This window comes from Pseudomonas sp. Irchel 3H3 (assembly GCF_900187635.1).
Lineage (GTDB): Bacteria > Pseudomonadota > Gammaproteobacteria > Pseudomonadales > Pseudomonadaceae > Aquipseudomonas.
In genome coordinates this window covers 202,011-223,312 of sequence record NZ_FYEC01000003.1, presented here as the reverse complement: position 1 = coordinate 223,312, position 21,302 = coordinate 202,011, and the positions used below count along the sequence as shown (strand labels likewise).

The following is a 21,302-nucleotide window of genomic DNA, read 5'->3' as shown; positions in this document are numbered from 1 at the left end:
AACAGGAGTGAAAAGTATAGGGTTGCCGCCACGCGGGCGCGTCTGTCGATCCTTGTCTAGCGGCGGACGGTTGCCTCGGTTGCCACGGTTGGCTGGCACATCGTATGGGTGCCCGGTTGCAGGTAAGGCGTGAGGATCGGCGCCATGCCCTTGAGCACTTGCACCGGCAAGGCCGAGGTGAACTTGAAGCCTTGGGCGGAGGCTCCCGGGACGAAGGCGGTCAGGGTGCCGAAGTGATGATCGCCAATGTAGAACACGAAGGTCGCGGTGCGGTTGATCGCCTTGGAGCTGAGAATGCGCCCGCCCGAACCGACGGCTTCGATGCGGTTGTCGCCGGTGCCGGTCTTGCCGCCCATCGCCAGTGGCGTGCCATCGGCCAGTTTGAAGCTGCCAGCCACACGTTTTGCGGTACCGGCGTCGACCACCTGTGACAGTGCTTCACGCAGGGCCGTGGCCACTTCCACGGGCATGACCCGCTTGCCGGCGTCGGGGTCGTTGGTCAGGCGAGTCTCGTAGGGAGTGTCGGCGGCGAAATGCAGGCTGTCGATGCGCAGGGTCGGCATGCGCACACCGTCGTTGAGGATGGTGCCGACCAGCTCCGCCAGGGCGGCAGGGCGGTCGCCGGAACTGCCGATGGCGGTGGCCAGCGACGGCACCAGGTGGTCGAAGGGGTAACCGACTTTTTGCCAGCGCTGGTGAATGTCGAGGAAGGCTTCGATCTCCAGCATGGTGCGGATGCGGCTGTCGCGGGCGCTCTTGTGCTTGCTCTTGAACAGCCAGCTGTAGACCTCCTGACGCTCGAACTGGCTGGCCTTGACGATCTGGCTGAACTTGGCGTCCGGGTTATTGAGCAGGTAGCCGATCAGCCACAGGTCCAGCGGGTGGACCTTGGCAATGAAACCCTGGTCGGGAAGGTCATAGGCACCGGGGCCGTAGCTGGCGTAGAGGCGCTCCAGGCGCTCATCGGTGAGCTTTTCCTTGGTCTTGAGGGTTTTCAGGTGCGAGCGCACGAAGCTGTTGAAGCTCTCCTGGGAGGCTTCTGGCAGCAGATAGCGGTGCACCGCGGCCAGGCGAATCGCCGTGGGGTGCATGCTGTCGAGGAAGGTGTCGAGACGCGCCTGGGTGTCTTTTTTCTGGTACTTCTTCCAGAACTTCAGCAGGAACGAAGTGCCTTCGCGGTCGGCGAACTGGGCTAGGTATTCCTGGCGTCGCGGGTTGACGTCATCCTTGAGCAACTGGCCACTGTTGTCCGGCCCGGAATAGGTGGTGTAGCGCACCAGGTCGCGCATCAGGCGAATGAACGGCAGGTTGATCGACTCGCGCAGGGAATCGCGCAAGGTCGGCAGGCGGCCGTTGTCCTCTTTGCGAAAGTTGTGGAAGGTGTGCAGGCCGCCGCCGGTGAAAAAGGCTTCGCCGGGGCTCGCCGAGTATTTGCGGTCCAGGGCGGCGCCGAGCATTTTCGCCAGGCTGCGGTCGCTGTTCTGGATCAGGTAGTCGACAGCCCAGCGGGTCAGTCGGTCCTGGTCGGCGACTTCGACTTTTTTCAGTTCGGCCGGGGTCTGGGCGACGTAACGGTCGTGCAGCTGCGCGATGATTTGCAGGTAGGTGGTCAGCACCCGCAACTTGGCGGTGGAGCCCAGCTCCAGTTTGCTGCCTTCGTTGATGTCGAACGGTTGGTCGGTGCTGTCGGTTTGCACCCGCACGCGCGAGCCGTCGGGGGTCAGCTCGAGCAAGGTGAAGCTGTAGCGCACTTGCGCGGTGCTGGTGGCTGTCAGCAGGCGCTCGCCAAGCAGGCCGATTTCGGCGGCAAACACCGGGTCGGCGAGGCGCTTGAGGTAGTCGCTGGCTTGGGTCTGCAGGTCGCCCTGCAAGGTGCTGGTGGCGGACAGGTCGAGACGGTCCAGGTCATACAGCGGGCGGTTGAGCATGGAGGCCAGGCGACTGCGCGCGACACTGATGCCTTTGTTGGTTTCAATCGGCTGGATGGTCGGTTGTTGCACCCAGTCACGGTAGGTGACCTTGCTGGCGAGTGCCGCGCTGGTCAATGCCGGGTCGAGCACGGCGTTCTGCGCCAGCAAACGGATATGGCTGTCGGTGAGGTTCGCCAGGTCTGCCTGGCCCTTGGTCAGGTAATACGAGGGCCGGCGCTGGGCAATCATCAACGAGAGCACCTGGCGCAAGGCCAGGCCGCGTTGCGCCAGGCTTTGCGGATCGCTGGCCTCGCTGGCCAGGGCCTGGTTGACCTGGTTGAAGTCGGCGCCGTACCACACGCGCAACCCCTCGGCCATGCCATGCACTTCGCCATGGCCGGGGACTGCCGACAGCGGCACGCTGTTGAGGTAGTCACGCACGATATTCTGCCGGGCCTCGAGGGTCTGCGGGCCGTCCTGATAGGCACGCACGCTGGCGGAAATCATCTGGCGAATCTTCTCGCCACCTGAAACGGTCAGGCCGTCCGGCGAGTGGCGGTACTTCTCCAGTTGGGTGGCGAGGGTGCTGCCGCCGGCAGTCTGGCCGGGCAGGTGGAGCATCTTGGCCACTTGTGACCAGGCGGCCTTGGCGAAACGCGGCCAATCGACGGCGGGGTTGGCCTTGGGCTCCTTGGGGTCCAGCAAGTCACGGTTTTCGATGAACAGCAGGCTATGGGTGACCAGTGGCGGAATCGAGGCGAAGCTCGAATACAGCTGCTGTGGGTATTTGAATTGATAGAGCGCGGCGGTGGTGCAATCGGTGATCGACAGGCCGGCCTGGATTTTCTCGGCGTAGGGCACAAAAAAGCCGTTCTTGCTGTACTCGAGCAGCTTGGGTGAAAAGCGGGTTTGCGCGGCGATCACATAATCGCGCTTGAGCAGGCGTGGCAGAAAGTCCCCCAGCGCGCTGTAGCCCAGGCGTTTATCGAAAGGCCCGGCGCCCGGGTAGAAAATCGAATCGCTGGGCCCTGGGTGCATCGAGTAGCTCAAGGACGCCGCGAACCGGCTGAACTCCCGTGCCTGGAAGCGCGAGGTCCGCACCTCTTTTTCAATGGCAAAGCCAAGCACGATCAGGATGATCACCAGCAATAGCCAGAACGAGCGCCAAGCATAGCGGCGACGGCTTTTTTTCGGTAAAGGCGCTTCTTCCACGCTGTCAGTTGGCACCACAGGTTTACTCGAATCGGTTTGCCATAAAGCGCCCATAGTCGACTGATCCATTCACGCAGATTGATCGGACTTGTCTGAAGCTTAGACGCTGGTGGCGCGGGGTGAAAAATTTGTATGAGCACAATCGCAGCGCGTGGTGCGTTGCGCCTACCAGTCGTCGGTAAACCTCTGGAGGAGGCACTCTAGAGCCTTCAAACCGGTAAATACGGCCTAGGTAGGGGCATGACGTTGCACCATTGCTGTGCAATACTCCGCGCCGCTTCGCAGCTCAGTAAATGTGCGAAATGCAGGTGATACACCTCTGCAGATGGGGCTTTTGTCGAGAGTTCCTTCTGAATTTTGTCGTTTATAGAGTGAAAGTAACTGCGATAAGCTTTTTATACTGCGCGTCCCGCTGATCCTGCAGGTTTTGTCCTACAGGACGGATTCACCCACGAAGTGGATCCGGTTTCAGGAAGTGTCGGCCTATCGGTCGGTGCTTCGACACTCGGTGGTCATATCCAATAACAAGACGAGGTTGTACCCCTATGCCAGTCGGCAATCACCAGCACCACGGCGAGACCGCTCAAGGCGGCCCGCTCAAACGCGAACTCGGCGAACGGCATATTCGCTTGATGGCGCTCGGCGCCTGTATCGGTGTCGGTCTGTTCCTGGGTTCAGCCAAGGCCATCGAAATGGCCGGCCCGGCAATCATGCTGTCCTACATCATCGGCGGTCTGGCGATCCTGGTGATCATGCGCGCCCTCGGTGAGATGGCCGTGCACAACCCGGTGGCGGGCTCGTTCAGCCGCTACGCGCAAGACTACCTGGGCCCGTTGGCAGGTTTTCTCACCGGCTGGAACTACTGGTTCCTGTGGCTGGTGACCTGTGTTGCGGAAATTACCGCGGTGGCGGTGTACATGGGCGTCTGGTTCCCGGATGTGCCACGCTGGATCTGGGCGCTGGCCGCACTGATCAGCATGGGCTCGATCAACCTGATCGCGGTCAAGGCATTCGGTGAGTTCGAGTTCTGGTTCGCCCTGATCAAGATCGTCACCATCATCGCGATGGTAGTCGGCGGCATCGGTGTGATTGCCTTCGGCTTCGGCAACGATGGCGTGGCCCTGGGTATTTCCAACCTGTGGACCCATGGCGGCTTCATGCCCAACGGCGTGCAGGGCGTGCTGATGTCCCTGCAGATGGTGATGTTCGCCTACCTGGGCGTAGAGATGATCGGCCTGACCGCCGGTGAAGCGAAGAACCCGCAGAAGACCATCCCCAATGCCATCGGCTCGGTGTTCTGGCGCATTCTGCTGTTCTACGTGGGTGCCTTGTTCGTGATCCTGTCGATCTACCCATGGAACGAAATCGGTACCCAGGGTAGCCCGTTCGTGATGACCTTCGAGCGTCTGGGCATCAAGACCGCCGCCGGCATCATCAACTTCGTGGTGATCACCGCAGCGCTGTCGTCCTGCAACGGCGGCATCTTCAGCACTGGGCGCATGCTCTACAGCCTGGCGCAGAACGGCCAGGCACCTGCCGGTTTCGCCACCACCTCGAGCAACGGCGTACCGCGTCGGGCCTTGCTGCTGTCGATCTTCGTGCTGTTGCTGGGCGTGTTGCTGAACTACATGGTTCCGGAAAAAGTCTTCGTCTGGGTGACCGCGATCGCCACCTTCGGCGCCATCTGGACCTGGGTGATGATCCTGCTGGCGCAACTCAAGTTCCGCCGCGGCCTGAGCGTTTCCGAGCGTGCGGCCCTGAAGTACCGCATGTGGCTGTACCCGATCAGCTCCTACCTGGCGCTGGCGTTCCTGGTGCTGGTGGTCGGCCTGATGGCCTACTTCCCGGAAACCCGCATCGCCCTGTATGTCGGCCCGGCGTTCCTGGTGCTGCTGACCGTGCTGTTCTATGCGTTCAAGCTGCAACCGACCAATGCCACACAAGGTGCGGTCAGCCGGGCGTCTTGATGGCCTGATGCGCTGTACCAAAAAGCCCCGGTTGATTGACCGGGGCTTTTTATTTGTGCGCTGTTTGTTTATCCCGACTTCGGCAAGAACGCGTCCATCAGCAACACCTCGCACTCCCGGGCCTGGTACTGGTTGATCTGCGGCACCAACCGGCGGAAGTGTTCGGTTTGGCAATGGGCATCCAATGCGGCCTGGTTCGGCCATTGTTCGACGAAGACAAAATGCCCCGGATCGTGCTGGTCGACGAACAGGTCGTAGGCGATGCAGTCGGGTTCCAGGCGGGTTTTCTCCACCAGTTCGGCGTACCACGGGCGCACGGTGTCGATGTGTTCGGGCTTGATGAAGTCCTGGGCAATCACTTTGAGCATGGGTTCTTCCTTGGGGTGCGCGGTATCAGGCCGCCACGTCATTGGCTTCGAAGCTGTCGGCCCGAGCCATTTGCCACATCCGCGAATAGAACTCGCCGCTGACTTCACCGGTCAGCAGTTCACCGGGCTTGAGGAACACGTGCAGTTGGGAGAACAGTTTGATCTCGGTGGCTGACATGCGCCGCACCAGGTGTTTGGCTGACAACTGCGAGGGGTGTTCGAGTCCGGCGGCGGCGAGCATTTCCGCCAGGGCCTTGAGGGTGCTGCGGTGGAAGTTGAACACCCGCTGGGCCTTGTCCGGTACCACCAGGGCGCGTTGACGCAAGGTGTCCTGGGTGGCGACGCCGGTCGGGCATTTGTTGGTGTGGCACGACTGCGACTGGATACAGCCGATGGCGAACATGAAGCCGCGGGCCGAGTTGGCCCAGTCGGCACCGATGGCCAGTACGCTGGCGATATCGAACGCGCTGACGATCTTGCCGCTGGCGCCCAGCTTGATCTTGTCCCGCAGGTTCAGGCCCACCAGGGTGTTGTGTACGAACAACAGACCCTCGCGCATCGGCACGCCAATGTGGTCGGTGAACTCCACGGGCGCGGCACCGGTGCCGCCTTCCTTGCCATCGACCACGATGAAGTCCGGGAGGATTCCGGTTTCCAGCATGGCCTTGGCGATGCCCATGAATTCCCAGGGGTGACCCAGGCAGAACTTGAAGCCCACCGGTTTGCCGCCGGACAACTCACGCAATTGCTGGATGAAGTGCATCATTTCAATCGGCGTGGAAAACGCACTGTGGCGCGACGGCGAGACGCAGTCTTCGCCCATGGGTACGCCGCGGGTGTCGGCGATTTCCCGGGTCACCTTGTGCTTGGGCAGGATCCCGCCGTGGCCCGGCTTGGCGCCCTGGCTCATCTTGATTTCGATCATCCGCACTTGCGGGTTCTGGGCCTGGGTGGCGAAGCGTTCCGGGTCGAAGCGGCCATCGGTCGTGCGGCAGCCGAAGTAACCGCTGCCCAGTTCCCAGGTCAGGTCGCCGCCGTGTTCACGGTGATAGGGGCTGATGCTGCCCTCGCCGGTGTCGTGGGCGAAGTTGCCGAGTTTCGCGCCCTGGTTCAACGCCCGGATGGCGTTGGCGCTGAGGGAGCCAAAGCTCATGGCCGAGATGTTGAACACCGAGGCCGAGTACGGCTGGCTGCACTGCGGGCCGCCGACGATCACCCGGAAGCTGCTGGGATCGGTCACCGGGGCCGGGCGCATCGAGTGGCCGATGAATTCGAACCCTGACTGATAGACATCGATCAGGGTGCCGAAGGGTTTGTCGGCACTTTCATTCTTGGCGCGCGAATAGACCAGTGAGCGTTGGGCCCGGGAAAAGGGCAGGGCGTCGCTGTCGGATTCCAGCAGGTACTGGCGGATTTCCGGGCGGATGCCTTCCACCAGGTAGCGGATATTGCCCAGGATCGGGTAGTTGCGGCGCACCGCATGGGGGCTTTGCAGCAGGTCGAAGATGCCCAGCAGGCTCAGCAGACCGGTGACGATGGTCAGCGGCCAGACCCACTCATGGTGCAGAAACGGCAGGCTGGCGAGGGTAAAGATCACACAGGCGGCAAAGAAGGCGTAGCGGCTCAGGAGTGACAGGCTCATACGGGTTCCTTGGGTTCGGACTCATCAAATTCGGCACGATTTTCTACAGGTCGGGATTTCCTTGTGCCTGCAAAAATATCGAAAACAGCTCGGACTGGGATTTGATCCCCAGCTTGCTGTAGATGTGTTTCTTATGGACTTTCACGGTTTCGGCAGAGATTTCCAGCTTACGGGCGATTTCCTTGCTGGAGCAACCGCTGAGCATCCAGCGCCCGACATCCAGTTCGCGGGCAGTCAGTTGCGCGCCCTTGATCTGTTGCAATGAAGCTTCCAGGCGGCTGCGCCAGTCAGTGTGCTGGGCCGGCGGCTCAGGTGCGGCTGGTACCTCGTTTTCATAGGGCAGGCGTTGGCGCAGCAGGCTCAGGACCCACGGCTGGATCAGCGACAGTAGGGCGATCTGTTCGCTGCTGAACCGTTGCTGGCTGCCCAGCGACAGGCACAGGGTGCGCTCGCCCTCGAGCTGGCAATTGAACTGGATTTCATCGGCCACCACGTTCAGGCGAAAGTAGCGCTGGTAGTACTCGGTCAGCTCGAAGTGCTCGGGCGCTACCTCGGACAGGCGATAGAGCCCAGTGCGCGCCTGCTCGCGGCTGGCGATGTAGAACGGGTCCAGCAGGAACAGACCCATCAGGTAATCCTGGAACAATGGGTCGGGGCTACCGTCTGCACTCGGGCATTCGCCGAACACCAGGGGCCGCTGGTCCCCGTCGAAGAGCACCACCACCCAACTGTCGAAGCTCAGGTACTGGTCCAGCAGGCGCACCAGTTGGGTCCAGAAGTTGGGTTTGTCGAGGGCATCGATCAACTGCCCGATGGAGCGGTGCCAGGCGATATCCTGCAGCGAGTGATTCATTCAGCGTTCCCGGTCGGCTCACGGCCTGAAGTTGCCGAACATACTGGCCCAGACAGGCGGCAGGGGCAATCCATGGAGGGTGACGCAGCCCCGGCGGCCGTGGGATCCTTGGTTTCTTTGAACCAAGGCCGCTGATTGTCCATGTCCGATTCCGTTTGTGTTGAGCCCCGTATTATCCGCATTGCTGCCGCGCTGTTGATCGGTCCCGACGGCCGCACCCTGCTGGTCCGCAAGCGTGGCACCACTGCGTTCATGCAGCCGGGCGGCAAGATCGAAGCCCACGAACAACCGGTGCAGGCCCTGGCCCGCGAGCTGGAAGAAGAGTTGGGGTTGCGCATCGATACTGCCCAGGCCCGTTACCTGGGCCCGTTCTGCGCACCGGCGGCGAATGAGCCAGGGTTTGTGGTCGAGGCCGAAATCTTCCTGCTGCAGATCTACCAAACCGTGTGCCCGGCCGCCGAGATCGAGGAGGTGGTGTGGGTCGATCCGCTGGTTGAACCGGATGTGCTGCTGGCGCCATTGACACGGGACCTGATCCTGCCGTTTTATCGTCGTTCACTGAAGGCTCCGGCCTGACCGATCACTGACAAGGACTGCCTGATGATTACTGCCCACGACCTGCTGATTTTTGCCGCGGCGTCCCTGCTCCTGGTACTGACCCCGGGGCCGAACATGATCTACCTGATCTCTCGCTCGATCTGCCAGGGGCGTAAGGCCGGGGTGATCTCGCTGGTGGGCGTGGTGGCGGGTTTTTTTGTGCACCTGTTCGCGGCGGCGGCAGGCTTGACGGCGGTGTTCCTGGCGGTGCCGATGGCCTATGAGGCGCTGAAGTGGGCAGGGGCCTTGTACTTGTTGTGGATGGCCTGGCAGGCGGTCAAGCCCGGCGCTCGCTCGCCGTTCGAGGCGCAGCAACTGGCGCCGGACTCTTCGCGCAAACTGATGATGATGGGCTTTCTCACCAGCGCGCTGAACCCGAAGATCGCGGTGTTCTATCTGTCGGTGTTTCCGCAGTTCATCAACCCTGAGCACGGCTCGATCTTCTTCCAGAGTATCGCCCTGGGCCTGACCCAGATCACCGTCAGCTTTACCGTCAATCTGCTGATCGCCCTGTTCGCCGCAGGCATCGCCAGCTGGTTCGTCAACAACCCGAGTTGGCTGGCGGTGCAGCGCTATTTCATGGGCTTCGTCCTGGCGGCCCTGGCCGTACGCCTGCTGTCTGAACCGAAAAGGATGGTATAGGGGCAGCGGCCTCTCACCGAACCACGCTGACCCCGTCCAGGGTGGAGAACGAGGTGTCCTTGGCGGTCAGCAGGAAGTCACGCATGTACGGCGCATCCAGCATGTCGGCGCGGATGCCGGCGTACAGCGTGGCGAACAGGCCTTTCTCCCCCAGCCGCTTGGCCTTCACATAACCCCGTGAGCTGTACTCATGCAGGGCCCAGTGGGGCATGCCGCAGACGCCGCGACCGCTGGCGACCAATTGCATCATCATCACCGTCAGCTCCGAGGTCCGCACCTGGGCTGGCTCGATGTCGGCCGGCTCCAGGAAGCGGGTGAAGATGTCCAGCCGATCCCGTTCCACCGGGTAGGTGATCAGGGTTTCGCTGAGCAGGTCCTCGGGCACGATGTAGGGCTTGCTGGCCAGGCGATGCTGATTGGCTACAGCAAGCATCGCTTCATAGGTAAACAGCGGCACGTAGGTGATCCCGGCCAGCTCCAACGGGTCGGAGGTCACCACCAGGTCGAGGTCGCCACGGGCCAGGGCCGGCAGCGGGGCGAAGGAAAAACCCGAGGCCAGGTCCAGTTCGACTTCCGGCCAGGCATCGCGGAACTGGTCGATGGTCGGCATCAACCATTGAAAGCAGCTGTGGCATTCGATCGCCATGTGCAGGCGTCCGGCCGTGCCGCCGGCCAGCCGGGCGATGTCGCGCTCGGCTCCGCGCAACAGCGGCAGGGTGGCGTCGGCCAGTTGCAGCAGGCGCAGGCCGGCACTGGTGAAACGCACCGGCTTGGTCTTGCGCACGAACAACGGCATGCCCATGCGCTCTTCCAGTTCCTTGAACTGGTGGGACAGGGCCGACTGGGTCAGGTGCAGGCGTTCGGCGGCGTCGACCAGGCTGTCGGCTTCACGCAGGGCGTGCAGGGTCTTCAGGTGACGGATTTCGAGCACCGTGGCCTCCATGAATAAACTTTGTGATGAACACGAAAAGGTTGAGTTTGTCTCATGATGGCCTGGCTGTCGACAATAGGCCCATCATTTATTCAGGAGTTAAACGCCATGGCCTTGGCCCACACCCTCGGTTTTCCCCGCATCGGCGCTGATCGCGAACTGAAAAAAGCCCTCGAAGCCTATTGGAAGGGCGACCTTGATCAAGCGGCCCTGCAAACGGTCGGCCGCGATCTGCGCGCCAGGCACTGGCAATTGCAGAAAGAGGCCGGGATCGACCTGCTGCCGGTGGGCGACTTTGCCTGGTACGACCAGGTCCTGAGCCATTCGCTGACCTTCGGGGTGATCCCCCAACGCTTCGACAGCACCCGTGATGACCGGGGCCAACCGACCCTCGACAGCCTGTTCGCCATGGCCCGTGGTGCCACCGCGACCTGCTGCGGTGGTGAGCATGCCCAGGCGCAATATGCCCAGGAATTGACCAAGTGGTTCGACACCAACTACCACTATCTGGTCCCGGAGTTCAGCGTCGACCAGCAGTTCAAGCTGAGCTGGGAACAACTGTTCGATGAAGTCGACGAAGCTCGCGCCCTCGGTCACAACGTCAAGCCGGTGATCATCGGCCCGCTGACCTACCTGTGGCTGGGCAAGGCCAAAGGCAACGACTTCGACAAGCTCGACCTGCTGGAACGCCTGCTGCCGGTGTACAACGAAATCCTCGGCCGCCTGGCTGCCCAGGGCGTGGAGTGGGTGCAGATCGATGAGCCGATCCTGACCCTCGACCTGCCACAGGCATGGAAAAGCGCTTTCGAACGCGCCTATCACATCCTCCAGTACTCGCCGCTGAAAAAGCTGGTGGCGACCTACTTCAGCGGCCTGCAAGATAACCTCGGGCTGGCGGTCGGCCTGCCGGTCCAGGGCCTGCACATCGATGCGGTACGTGCGCCCGACCAACTGCTGCACGTGCTCGATCGGCTGCCGACCTACAAGGTTCTCTCGGTGGGCCTGGTCAACGGTCGCAACGTCTGGCGTTGTGAACTGGAGCCGGTCCTGGCGCAACTGCAAGTAGCCCAGGAGCGCTTTGGCGACAACCTGTGGGTCAGCAGTTCATGTTCGTTGCTGCACAGCCCGGTGGACCTGGAACGCGAGGACCAGCTCGATCCTGAACTGAAAAGCTGGCTGGCTTTTGCCGTGCAGAAGTGTGGCGAGATTGCCGTGCTGCGTGACGCCCTGAACGATCCGCAGTCGCCCAAGGTGCAAGCCGCACTGGCGCAAAGTCGCGCCATCCAGGCCAGTCGCGTCCAGTCGCCACGGATTCACAAGGCCCAGGTGCAGGCGCGTGTCGACGCCATCCGCGACAGTGACAGCCAGCGCCAGTCGGGGTTTGCCCAGCGCATCGAGCAGCAACGCGCACGCTTGCAGTTGCCGGTCTTCCCGACCACCACCATCGGCTCGTTCCCCCAGACCGGGGCGATCCGCCTGGCCCGTCAGGCGTTCAAGCAGGGCAAGTTGTCGGCCAACGACTACACCGATGCCATGCACAGTGAAATTCGCCATGCCGTGCAGATCCAGGAACGCCTGGGGCTGGATGTGCTGGTGCACGGTGAGGCTGAGCGCAACGACATGGTCGAGTATTTCGCCGAGCAGTTGGACGGCTATCTGTTCAGCCGTTTTGGCTGGGTGCAGAGCTACGGTTCGCGCTGTGTGAAACCGGCGATCATCTACGGCGACCTCAGTCGTCCGAAAGCCATGACCGTGGACTGGATCACCTACGCCCAGAGCCTGACCGACAAGGTCATGAAAGGCATGCTCACCGGTCCCGTGACCATGCTGATGTGGTCCTTCCCCCGGGAAGATGTGTCACGCAAAGTCCAGGCACAGCAGTTGGCGCTGGCCCTGCGCGATGAAGTGCTGGACCTCGAACGGGCCGGGATCAAGATTATCCAGATCGATGAAGCGGCGTTCCGCGAAGGCCTGCCCTTGCGCCAGGCGCAGTGGCAGGAGTACCTGGATTGGGCAGTGCAGGCGTTTCGCTTGAGTGCGTCTGGAGTGCGCGATGAAACCCAGATCCACACCCACATGTGCTACAGCGAGTTCAATGATGTGATCAAGTCGATTGCGGCGATGGACGCCGACGTGATCACCATCGAAACCTCGCGCTCGGACATGCAGTTGCTGGAAGCCTTCAAGGCCTTCGACTATCCGAACGATATCGGCCCGGGCGTGTACGACATCCACTCGCCGCGAGTGCCTGACACCCAGGAGATGGTCAAGTTGCTGAGCAAGGCGGTGCAGCGCATCCCGGCCGAGCGCCTGTGGGTCAACCCGGACTGCGGCCTCAAGACCCGGGCCTGGCCGGAGACTGAAGCCGCGTTGGTCAACATGGTGGCGGCGGCGCGGCAGCTGCGCAGTCAACTGGCCTGACACCGGATAGCAGAGCACATGTCGGCGCTCAACTGGGTGGCGTGTCGTTCGCAGGTTCGCCATGCAGTGGCGACGATGGGCTCTGCGCCCTTAATTCGAGACACTTCGAGCATGAAGTGGAGGACTCCAATGGGTGAGAGGTCAGGCCATTAGAGGTCAGGGGTAGACGGTACATAGTCTTCGCGTCGAAATGACCGTCCGGCGCCCTTCATCAAACTGTCACGCAACTGTGGCAGCGCGCTTGAACAAACTTCATCAGACTCGCGCTCTACTGGGGTTCTGCGTTTCGGTATTTTTCATGAGTACAAGATTTTTATCGACGGCGGCCTTTCTGGCCACGTTGCTGTTTAGCCTTGCGTCTTTTGCGGTGTCTCGCTGTGACGTCAATGTGCCGACCGAACGGGTCGATCTGGCCCAGGTGAGCCTGGCGTACCAGAGCATCGGTCGCGCGTCCGACCCAGCGTTGCTGCTGGTGATGGGCCTGGGCGGGCAACTGATCCACTGGCCGGACGAGGTGGTGCAGGCGCTCTGTGAGCAGGGTTTCCGGGTGATTCGCTACGACAATCGGGATGTCGGCCTGTCGACCTGGCGCCAGCCACCCGCCGACGCCAACCTGGCTTTCGAAGCGTTGCGCTACAAGCTGGGCTTGCCGGTATCGGCACCGTACACCCTCACCGACATGGCGCAGGACGGCCTTGGCCTGATGGATGCCCTGCAGGTGGAGCAATTCCATGTCCTGGGCGCGAGCATGGGCGGGATGATTGCCCAGCATATGGCGGCGATGGCGCCGCAGCGGGTGGAAAGCCTGACGCTGATCATGAGCAGTTCCGGGGCCGAAGGGTTGCCGGCACCGAACGCGGCGCTGGTGCAATTGCTCTCGCGGCGCAGTGCACCGAACCGTGAAGTCGCCCTGGAGCAGCAGGCTGATCTGCTGGCCGCGCTCGGCAGTCCGAACATCACCGATGATCGCCAAGCGTTGTTGCAACAGGCGGCGCAATCCTATGACCGGGCATTCAACCCCGAAGGCGTGAAGCGCCAGATTATGGCCATCCTCGCCGAGCAGAGCCGGGTCGCGCTGCTCAATAAGTTGCGGGTTCCCACCCTGGTAGTGCATGGCACGGCCGACCCGTTGCTGCCGGTCATGCATGGCATTCACCTGGCGGCCCATATCCAGGGCAGCCGACTGAAGCTTATCCCGGGGTTGGCACATCGTTTCCAGGAGGCTTTCAAGGCGCCGTTGCTCGCTGCAGTGTTGCCTTATCTGCAGCAACACCGGGAAGACATCTCGCACTGGGCGCAGATTGAGCCTGTGGCAGAACACAACCTTCTTTAATACCGTTCTCCCCGCGAGGCGGGGCACGCTTCAACGCACGATCTTGTGCACATGAATCCCCAGTTTCTTCAGTCGGTACCAAAAGCTGCGCTCGGAGATTCCGATCAACTGCGCCGCTGCGGCCTGGACACCGTTGCTCTGAGCAAGGGCTGCGAGAATGCAGGTTTTTTCGACTTCCGCCAGTGTGGCTTCCAGGTCCGACGGTACACCCATTGCATCACTGGGAATGGCACTGCAGGGGGCCGCTGAAGAAGCAAACAGGTACGCCGGCAGATCATTGTCGTCAATGACTGCTCCTGACGCGACGATGGTCGCGCGTTCCACGCAGTTCTGCAGTTCGCGAATGTTGCCAGGCCACGCGTAATTGGCCATGGCCTGCAATGCCACCGGACTGAAACCGCTGATGCGTTTGCCGGCTGTAGCGCCCAGGACATGGGCGAAGTGCCGGGCCAGTGGAGCGATATCTTCTACCCGTTCGCGCAGGGCCGGGAGGGGAATCGGGAACACGTTGAGACGGTAGTAGAGGTCTTCGCGAAACTCTTTTTTGGCCACCGCCTCCAACAGGTTTTTGTTGGTTGCCGCAATCACGCGCACATCTGTCTTGCGCTCGCGGGTATCGCCCACCGGCTCAAACACACGCTCCTGCAGCGCCCGCAGGATCTTCGCTTGCAAGGTCAACGGCATGTCGCCAATTTCATCGAGGAACAGCGTGCCCTTGTCCGCTTGCATGAAGCGCCCGACGCGATCAGCTACGGCTCCGGTAAAGGCGCCTTTGCGATGGCCGAACATTTCACTTTCCAGCAATCCTTCGGGGATGGCTGCACAGTTCACCGTGACGAAGGGCTTGTCGGCTCGATTGCCATGTTTGTGGATAGCCCGGGCGACCATTTCCTTGCCGGTGCCGCTTTCGCCGGTCAGCAGAATTGTCGCATTGCTTTCACGCACCGAATCGATCGCCTGCAACACCCGCCGGAAATTCGGGCTGTCGCCGATCAGGCTGCCGATTTGCCGGTGTTCATCCAGTTCGGCGCGCATGCGCTGGTTGTCTTTGAGGATGTCGCGAAATTGCAGGGCCTTGCTGATGGTGATGTCCAGTTCATCAATGTCGAACGGCTTGGCGATATAGTCGAACGCTCCGTTGCGCATCGACTGCACGGCGTTTTTCACAGTGCTGTAGGCCGTCATGACGATCACTGGCAAGTGCGGGAAACGGCTTTTTATTGTCGCCAGTAACTGCGCACCGTCCATGCCGGGCATGCGCCAGTCGCTGATAACCAGGTCAATGTCTTCTTCCCCCAGGACTTTCAGGGCATGCAAGCCATTGCCTGCAGTGAACACCGTGATCGCGTTTTGACTCAACGCCGACGCCAGCAGGTCGCAGAGCTTGGGCTCGTCGTCGACCACCAGCACGTTATGTGTCATCGCAACGCTCGTCGAGCTTTTCACCTTTGACCGGAATGTAGAGGCTGAATGTCGCGCCGGCATTTTTTCCACTGGTGCACTCGATACGTCCTTCATGACTTTCCATGATCGAGTACACCTTCGCCAGGCCCAGGCCAGTGCCCGAGGCCTTGGTGGTGACGAACGGTGTGAAAATGCGTTCGAGCATGTCCGGTTCGATGCCCGCGCCGGTGTCGCTGATGCTGATCACCGTGTAGGGCGAATCGCTGCTGATCGCAAGGGTCAGGTGTCCACCATTGGGCATGGCATCGATGGCGTTGACGATCAGGTTTAGTCCGGCCTGCTTGAATTGCCGCGGGTCGGCGTGAACGGTGGCCCCGGGGGCTTGATCGTCAATGTGCACGTCGATGTGGTGACTGGCCAACTCCGGCGCGCAAAAGCCCAGCAACTCATCTACCAGCGACCGCGCTGCTTGTGTCGAACGCATTGGCGCGCTGGGCTTGGCGAATTCGAGAAAGTCGCTGATCAGGTCGTTGATCCGACTGACTTCGGTGATGACGTATTTCAGGTGGCGCTTGTCGGACTCCGGGAGATTGGCGCGCCGATGCAGCAGTTGCGTCGCGGTCTTGATGATACCCAGCGGATTGCGGATTTCATGGGCCAGGCCCATCGCAACCTCGCCCAACGCATGTAAACGGTCGCGGCGGCGCAGTTGCGCTTCCAGATGCTGCAACTGGCCGAGGCGCTCGCTCATGTGGTTGAAGGTGCTGCTCAATTCCGCCAGTTCGTCACCGCCGGTGACTGGCAAGCGCTGACGATAATCCCCGGTACTCACGGCTTGTACGCCCTTGGACAACCATCGCAGTGGGGTGGTCAGTCGTTGCGAAACCAACCAGCCGACCGCCAATGAGGCCGCCGAGCTGAGCAGGAAAATCAGGATAAAAAGGTTACTTTGGCTCACCTGTCCGACTAGGCTGCTACGGCGCAGCAACCCGCTGAAGACCACGCCTTGCAGCTCGCCGTTTTCGTTGAGAATTGGCTGGTAGATACCGCTGTAGTGGCTGGTAAATTGCTCGATGGGCTGTTTGCTCAGGCGCATGGACTGTTCGATTTTTGCCGGCATCTTCATGGGGTGATTCTCGAAGTGCTGCGTCGAGAAGATTTCCGAGAAGTCATCTGCCTTGGCCAGGTACAGCCGCAGATCCAGGGAATGCACGTCGGCCACGCTGGTGAGAAAGCTCTTGTCCAGGTAAGTGGCGGTCACCAGTGTGTACTCGACGCCGTCCTGTTCGGTCTCGAAGGTCGAAACTACGGCACCGGTTGTTACGCCAGCAACTTGCAGGGTTTGCAGTATCGCTTTGGGGGCGGTGCTGATCTGGCGGACGATGTCGTTGGCGACGGTGCTGAACACCACTTTGTGATCGCTATCGCGTACCACTGCCACTACGTCGATGCCCATTGAGTCGGCGATGTCAGTGGTCAGGTTGTCGTGTTGGCTCGACAACCGGTCCGTGGGGGGGCGCGTATAGCGCAGGAACAACTGTGCAGCCCTGGCGTTGTTCCGCAGAATTGCGCTGATTTCGTCCTCGACGATCGCGGTCGATTCCTGCAGCCAGATCCGCACGTTGCTGTCGAAAATCTGCGACAGGGTGATGGCCGCGAGTTTGGCGGCGACCATCGTCGAAATCACGCTGACCAGCCAGAAAGCCAGCACCAGTTTGCGTTGTAGGCTCCAGCTGGAAAGGGCGAAAGCTCGGGCGTTGGGGCGTGGGACTTTGGTCATCGGGTTTCGCTTATCGCAGCAGCCATGGCAGGGTCGGATCGGTCTGGACGGATGAACATTTTCACTCCGCGCAACAAGCCGTTGAGCCAGCGGTTGCGGTGGCGGAAAAACACCGTGTTACCGGTAAACGAGCAACCCAGGCGCAGCTTACCGGCATATCCGGCCTGGCCGCATGCATAGATCGTAAGACCATGTTCAATGCAGTAGTCGACGTTGGCCAGCCAACTACGCATGTACAGATTGTGTTCTCGGGTGCGGCTAAGGTCGTGGGCGAAAAACTTGTCCACCAGTCGCTGGTCGTCCAGCAATACCAGGTTGAACGCGACCAGTTCTTCGTTGAGCCAATAGAGTACGCAGGCGGCTCGTTCATCGAGTTGTTTCAGCACCTGGCGGAAGTAGGTCGGTGGCAAGCGTTCGAACGTCAGGTCACTGCGGTTCAGTGTGGCTTCGTAGAGCTGCATCATGACGGGCAGAAAATCCTCCACTTCCCTTCGCCACTCGATACTTGGCCCCTGGGCGCGCAAGGTGCGGCGCAGGTCCTTACGGGTGGATTTGCCGAGGGTGCCCAGGTAAGCGTCGAGGCTGGCGAAAGTGATGGGCAGTTCGGCGCCGGGCAAGCCGGGCATGCTTTGCAGGCCAGCGTCGTGGCAGGCCTGCAACCACTGCGGGTCACGGTGAGACGCGTCCTTCACTGCCAATAGACCAATGCCTGCCTTGTCCGCATCGTTACGGGCCAGGATCAACAACTGTCCAAGCAAGGCGGGGCGCCGGGAGGCGGCGATATGCCCAGCCGTGCCGGCATGGCAGCGCTCGGTCACCGGTGAGCCCAGGGCGTAGAGCGGGATGTCGAGCAGTCCCGGACACCAGCGGCGCACCCGCTCGCTGATGCGCTTGCCTAGGCCTTGAACCGTGGTGTCCAGTGAATAATCCGTGGTGAATGCCACGGCTGCCGCGATCAAAACCTGTTGCTCGTACAGCGCCAGATAGCGCCATTGAAAGTCGGCAATACCTGCCCGTTCAACAGCCCGGTAGTAATCCCAATCTTCCAGCTCGGCAGGGAAACAATCGTTCCAGGCATCGCGATCGATGGCCTCGATGGTCGAAAAGGCAAGGGCAGTGATCACGGGGTTTCCTTGTTTTAAGCCAATTGCCGGGACGCTTGGCGCATGGCAGGCGGGGTGTTGGACTGCTGCTTGAAACGTTGTTGGATAAAATCCACGCTCAACTCCACCACCAGCCGGTATTGCAGGTCGACAGTAATCATGTGGTAGCAGTCGTCGAGCAGGATTTTCACGACCGGGCCGCCGAGTTTGCGTTCCACATAGTCGGCATTCCAGCGGCTGGTGATATCGTCTTCGCGCGAATGCACCACCAGTGCCTGGGTGGTGATTTGCGGCATGCGTTTTTTCACAACAGCGACTAACCGGTGCAATTCACGAACACTGACCCCGGACAGGGTCAACAGCCCGGCATTAGCGCTTTCACCTGCCTTCATCTGCCGCTCGACGATTGCCCGCAAGCGTTCGTCCTTGATTCCGAAGGGTGATTTTTCGGTGAAGCGGCAAAGGTGTACACCGAATGGAATCGCCATCAGCAACGGTATGAGTACAGCCGCTTTTGGCATGTTCCAGCCGTCGTAACGCAGGGTCGTCGAATACAGCAGCAAGCCCTCGATCTGTCCCGGATGTTCGGCTGCCAGGTACATCGACAGCACTGCGCCCATGGACAATCCGCCAACGAAAACGCGTTCGTGTTTACGCCGCACACCGAGGTAGGTATTGCGTGCGCTCTGGTACCAGTCGTGCCATCCCGTGGCTCGCAGGTCTGCGTTATTGCCACAGTGCCCGGCCAGGGTTGGCACGTAGACCGTATACCCCGCCGCGGCCAGGCCCATGGCCACGCGACGCAGTTCCGTCGGGGTGCCGGTCAGGCCGTGAATCAGCAACACCGCCACAGTCCCGCTGCCGAGAATGAACCCGCTGTTGCCTTCGCCGATGTCGACCGCTTCGGGTGAAAGCAGGGCGTTCATCGCTGCATCGCCCGATGCAGCAGACGATCGAGCAGGGCGATGGCAAGGTCGATTTCCGAGTAGCTGATCTCCAGCGACGGCGCCAGGGTTATCACGTTTTTGTAGTACCCCCCCACATCAAGGATCAGGCCCAGCCGTGTGCCGTCGATTTCGATGTCGCCCTTCATGCCCTCTTCGACCATGAAGTCGAGGGTTTCTCTGTCTGGAGTGAAACCGTCCGGCCCGCAGATTTCGCAACGCAGGGCCAACCCCAGACCGTCGACATCACCGATGATCGGGTAGCGTTTCTGCAAGTCTTTCAATCCTTCGAGGAAATACTTGCCCTTGTCCAAGACCATCGCGCCGTAATCGAACTCGTGGGTCATCTTGAACATTTCCAGGCCGACTGCCGTGCCCAGTGGGTTGGAAGCAAACGTCGAGTGGGTCGACCCAGGCGGGAAAATCTTCGGGTTGATCAGCTCTTCCCTGGCCCAGAGCCCGCCGAGGGGATTGAGGCCGTTGGTCAAGGCTTTGCCGAAGACGATCACATCTGGTTTGACGTCGAAGTGCTCGATCGACCACAGCTTGCCGGTGCGGTAGAAGCCCATCTGGATTTCGTCGACCACTAGCAAAATGCCGTGTTGGTCCAGTACATGCTTAAGTTCGCTATAGAAGTTCATCGGCGGGATGACATAGCCGCCGGTACCCTGGATCGGTTCGACATAGAACGCAGCGTATTCGCACTGGCTGACTTTCGGGTCCCAGACGCCGTTGTATTCAGTCTCGAACAACCTGGCGAATTGCTTCACGCAGTGACTGCCGTACTCTTCCTTGGTCATGCCTTTCGGACCGCGAAAGTGGTACGGAAACGGGACGAAGTTGGCGCGTTCGCCGAAATGGCCATAGCGGCGTCGATAGCGATAACTGGAGGTGATCGACGAAGCACCGAGTGTGCGCCCGTGATAACCACCCTCGAAGGCGAACATCAGGCTTTTGCCCTGAGAGGCGTTGCGTACGATTTTCAACGAGTCCTCGATGGACTGTGAGCCACCTACGTTGAAGTGCACGCGCCCGTCGAGTCCGAACTTGTTCTTTGCGTCGACCGCGATCATCTCCGAGAGCTCAATCTTGCCCTTGTGCAGATACTGGCTGGCAATTTGTGGCAAGGCATCGATCTGCTGTTTCAGCGCATTGTTCAGGCGCGGGTTGGCGTAGCCGAAGTTGACCGCCGAGTACCACATCTGCAGGTCGAGGTAGGCTTGGTCGCTAGTGTCCCAGACATAGGAACCTTTACAGCGGCTGAAAATTCGGGGGGGCTCGATGTAGTGAACGGTGTCGCCGTAGGAGCAGTACCGAGCTTCTTTTTCCAGAAGTATCTGGTCTTCGGTGGTGGCGATTCGAATATCAGGCATGGTGGAAGGGCTCCTGGGTGTCGAGATTGAAATACCTGGCGTTGGTGGTGCTGACGCTTGGCAGCAGGGCCAGCAGGGCTGGAAGTTCGGCGAAGCTGTCGAAGCGGGCGTAAGCAATGCTGTTACGTTTGCAGTGCTCGGCCAGGCGATCCTTGGCGAACACGAAATCCGCGGTGGCGGCTACGCACATGTCGGACTGGCCGTCACCGATCACCAGCACCCGACGGGCAGTGGCTGTAGACCTGCACTTGCAGTTGCCAGCAGCGGCGCGACAGGCATCGCTGGCATGCGGGAAGTCGATGCGCCATTGGCTGCAGTCGATCTGGCGCAAGCGGTTGGCGAGAATCGGCAAGAGACTCGCGTAGTGGCGTGCCAGGATCCTTGCAATGGCTTGTTCGATGCCGTCGCTGACCACTTCGAAGGACGCGCCGAGGCCGATGACGTGGTCGACAAAGTCGGGGAAATCCGGATCGATTTCGATAGTGTCGAAGAGGTCGAGCAGTTCGGTTGGTGTGGCCTTTACCAGCGAAAGCTGGCGGCTGAGGCACTCACGAGAGCCGATGTCGCCCGCCACCCATGCGTTTTCGATCGCCTTCCAGCCCGGGTCGGCGAAACGCTGGAGGATGCTGTCGATCACGTCGGTGCGGGTGATGGTCCCGTCGAAATCACACACGATATGCCAGTCAATCATCTGTTGTACCTATTGGGCTGGGTGCGCGTTGTGCGCTTGCCAAGGGGTAGAGCAGGGACTGTGCCAGTCGTGCCTGGTCTCGTGGGGCCGGGGGGTTGGCGAGTTTTGGTGTAGGCGCAGCTACAATTTTT

Annotated in this window: 16 protein-coding genes; 5 read left to right on the top strand and 11 right to left on the bottom strand. The window is 60.9% G+C overall.

Translation table 11 applies throughout. The annotated features are described in order from the left end of the window. Positions 1 to 56: 56 nt before the first annotated feature. Positions 57 to 3,176: a transglycosylase domain-containing protein gene (locus tag CKW24_RS05660; protein WP_095165984.1), complete on the bottom strand. Its 3,120-nt coding sequence runs from the start codon at positions 3,174 to 3,176 to the stop codon at positions 57 to 59. Between the two features lie 491 nt (positions 3,177 to 3,667). Here CKW24_RS05660 and CKW24_RS05655 point away from each other — a divergent pair, with 491 nt between their 5' ends. Then, complete coding sequence (locus CKW24_RS05655; RefSeq protein WP_095165983.1) at positions 3,668 to 5,089, top strand: amino acid permease; 1,422 nt, start codon at positions 3,668 to 3,670, stop codon at positions 5,087 to 5,089. Between the two features lie 68 nt (positions 5,090 to 5,157). On the opposite strand, the gene CKW24_RS05650 is transcribed toward CKW24_RS05655, so the two are convergent. From CKW24_RS05650 to CKW24_RS05640, 3 genes are read right to left on the bottom strand one after another with little or no spacing between them, the layout of a single operon-like run. Continuing rightward, on the bottom strand, positions 5,158 to 5,457 hold the full coding sequence (locus tag CKW24_RS05650) for a putative quinol monooxygenase (protein WP_095165981.1): 300 nt from the start codon (positions 5,455 to 5,457) through the stop codon (positions 5,158 to 5,160). 25 nt (positions 5,458 to 5,482) lie between these two features. After that, positions 5,483 to 7,099 (bottom strand): FMN-binding glutamate synthase family protein, encoded by a 1,617-nt coding sequence (locus CKW24_RS05645; protein WP_095165979.1) that lies wholly within the window; start codon positions 7,097 to 7,099, stop codon positions 5,483 to 5,485. 43 nt (positions 7,100 to 7,142) lie between these two features. After that, positions 7,143 to 7,952, bottom strand: coding sequence for a helix-turn-helix transcriptional regulator (locus tag CKW24_RS05640; protein WP_095165978.1), 810 nt, complete (start codon positions 7,950 to 7,952; stop codon positions 7,143 to 7,145). Positions 7,953 to 8,093: 141 nt separating this feature from the next. On the opposite strand from CKW24_RS05640, the gene CKW24_RS05635 reads away from it, so the two are divergent. Together CKW24_RS05635 and CKW24_RS05630 are read left to right on the top strand one after the other, a co-directional pair. Further along, the gene (locus tag CKW24_RS05635) at positions 8,094 to 8,528 is read left to right on the top strand and encodes an NUDIX domain-containing protein (protein WP_095165976.1); all 435 of its coding nucleotides are present in this window, start codon (positions 8,094 to 8,096) and stop codon (positions 8,526 to 8,528) included. A gap of 24 nt (positions 8,529 to 8,552) precedes the next feature. Beyond that, positions 8,553 to 9,191 (top strand): LysE family translocator, encoded by a 639-nt coding sequence (locus CKW24_RS05630; protein WP_095165974.1) that lies wholly within the window; start codon positions 8,553 to 8,555, stop codon positions 9,189 to 9,191. Positions 9,192 to 9,204: 13 nt separating this feature from the next. Here the strand turns inward: CKW24_RS05630 and metR are convergent, their stop codons facing one another. Next, positions 9,205 to 10,122 carry a transcriptional regulator MetR gene (gene metR, locus CKW24_RS05625; RefSeq protein ID WP_095165972.1) on the bottom strand — a complete coding sequence of 306 codons (918 nt, stop codon included), beginning with the start codon at positions 10,120 to 10,122 and terminating at the stop codon, positions 9,205 to 9,207. 108 nt (positions 10,123 to 10,230) lie between these two features. Here metR and metE point away from each other — a divergent pair, with 108 nt between their 5' ends. After that, positions 10,231 to 12,543, top strand: coding sequence for a 5-methyltetrahydropteroyltriglutamate--homocysteine S-methyltransferase (metE, locus tag CKW24_RS05620; protein WP_095165970.1), 2,313 nt, complete (start codon positions 10,231 to 10,233; stop codon positions 12,541 to 12,543). 298 nt (positions 12,544 to 12,841) lie between these two features. Beyond that, positions 12,842 to 13,876: an alpha/beta fold hydrolase gene (locus tag CKW24_RS05615; RefSeq protein ID WP_095165968.1), complete on the top strand. Its 1,035-nt coding sequence runs from the start codon at positions 12,842 to 12,844 to the stop codon at positions 13,874 to 13,876. A gap of 30 nt (positions 13,877 to 13,906) precedes the next feature. Here CKW24_RS05615 and CKW24_RS05610 read toward each other — a convergent pair whose 3' ends face one another. The 6 genes from CKW24_RS05610 to CKW24_RS05585 are packed head-to-tail and all read right to left on the bottom strand — an operon-like array spanning position 13,907 to position 21,171. Then, positions 13,907 to 15,298: a sigma-54 dependent transcriptional regulator gene (locus tag CKW24_RS05610; RefSeq protein WP_095165966.1), complete on the bottom strand. Its 1,392-nt coding sequence runs from the start codon at positions 15,296 to 15,298 to the stop codon at positions 13,907 to 13,909. Next, positions 15,288 to 17,060, bottom strand: a complete 1,773-nt coding sequence (locus tag CKW24_RS05605) for a HAMP domain-containing sensor histidine kinase (protein ID WP_095165965.1) — start codon at positions 17,058 to 17,060, stop codon at positions 15,288 to 15,290. The genes CKW24_RS05610 and CKW24_RS05605 overlap by 11 nt, the downstream gene beginning before the upstream one ends. After that, on the bottom strand, positions 17,057 to 18,184 hold the full coding sequence (locus tag CKW24_RS05600) for a GNAT family N-acetyltransferase (protein WP_095165963.1): 1,128 nt from the start codon (positions 18,182 to 18,184) through the stop codon (positions 17,057 to 17,059). The genes CKW24_RS05605 and CKW24_RS05600 overlap by 4 nt, the downstream gene beginning before the upstream one ends. A gap of 14 nt (positions 18,185 to 18,198) precedes the next feature. Then, complete coding sequence (locus CKW24_RS05595; protein WP_095165962.1) at positions 18,199 to 19,089, bottom strand: carboxylesterase; 891 nt, start codon at positions 19,087 to 19,089, stop codon at positions 18,199 to 18,201. Next, positions 19,086 to 20,480: an aspartate aminotransferase family protein gene (locus tag CKW24_RS05590; RefSeq protein WP_095165960.1), complete on the bottom strand. Its 1,395-nt coding sequence runs from the start codon at positions 20,478 to 20,480 to the stop codon at positions 19,086 to 19,088. The genes CKW24_RS05595 and CKW24_RS05590 overlap by 4 nt, the downstream gene beginning before the upstream one ends. After that, positions 20,473 to 21,171, bottom strand: a complete 699-nt coding sequence (locus tag CKW24_RS05585) for an MtnX-like HAD-IB family phosphatase (RefSeq protein ID WP_095165959.1) — start codon at positions 21,169 to 21,171, stop codon at positions 20,473 to 20,475. The genes CKW24_RS05590 and CKW24_RS05585 overlap by 8 nt, the downstream gene beginning before the upstream one ends. Positions 21,172 to 21,302 lie beyond the last annotated feature (131 nt).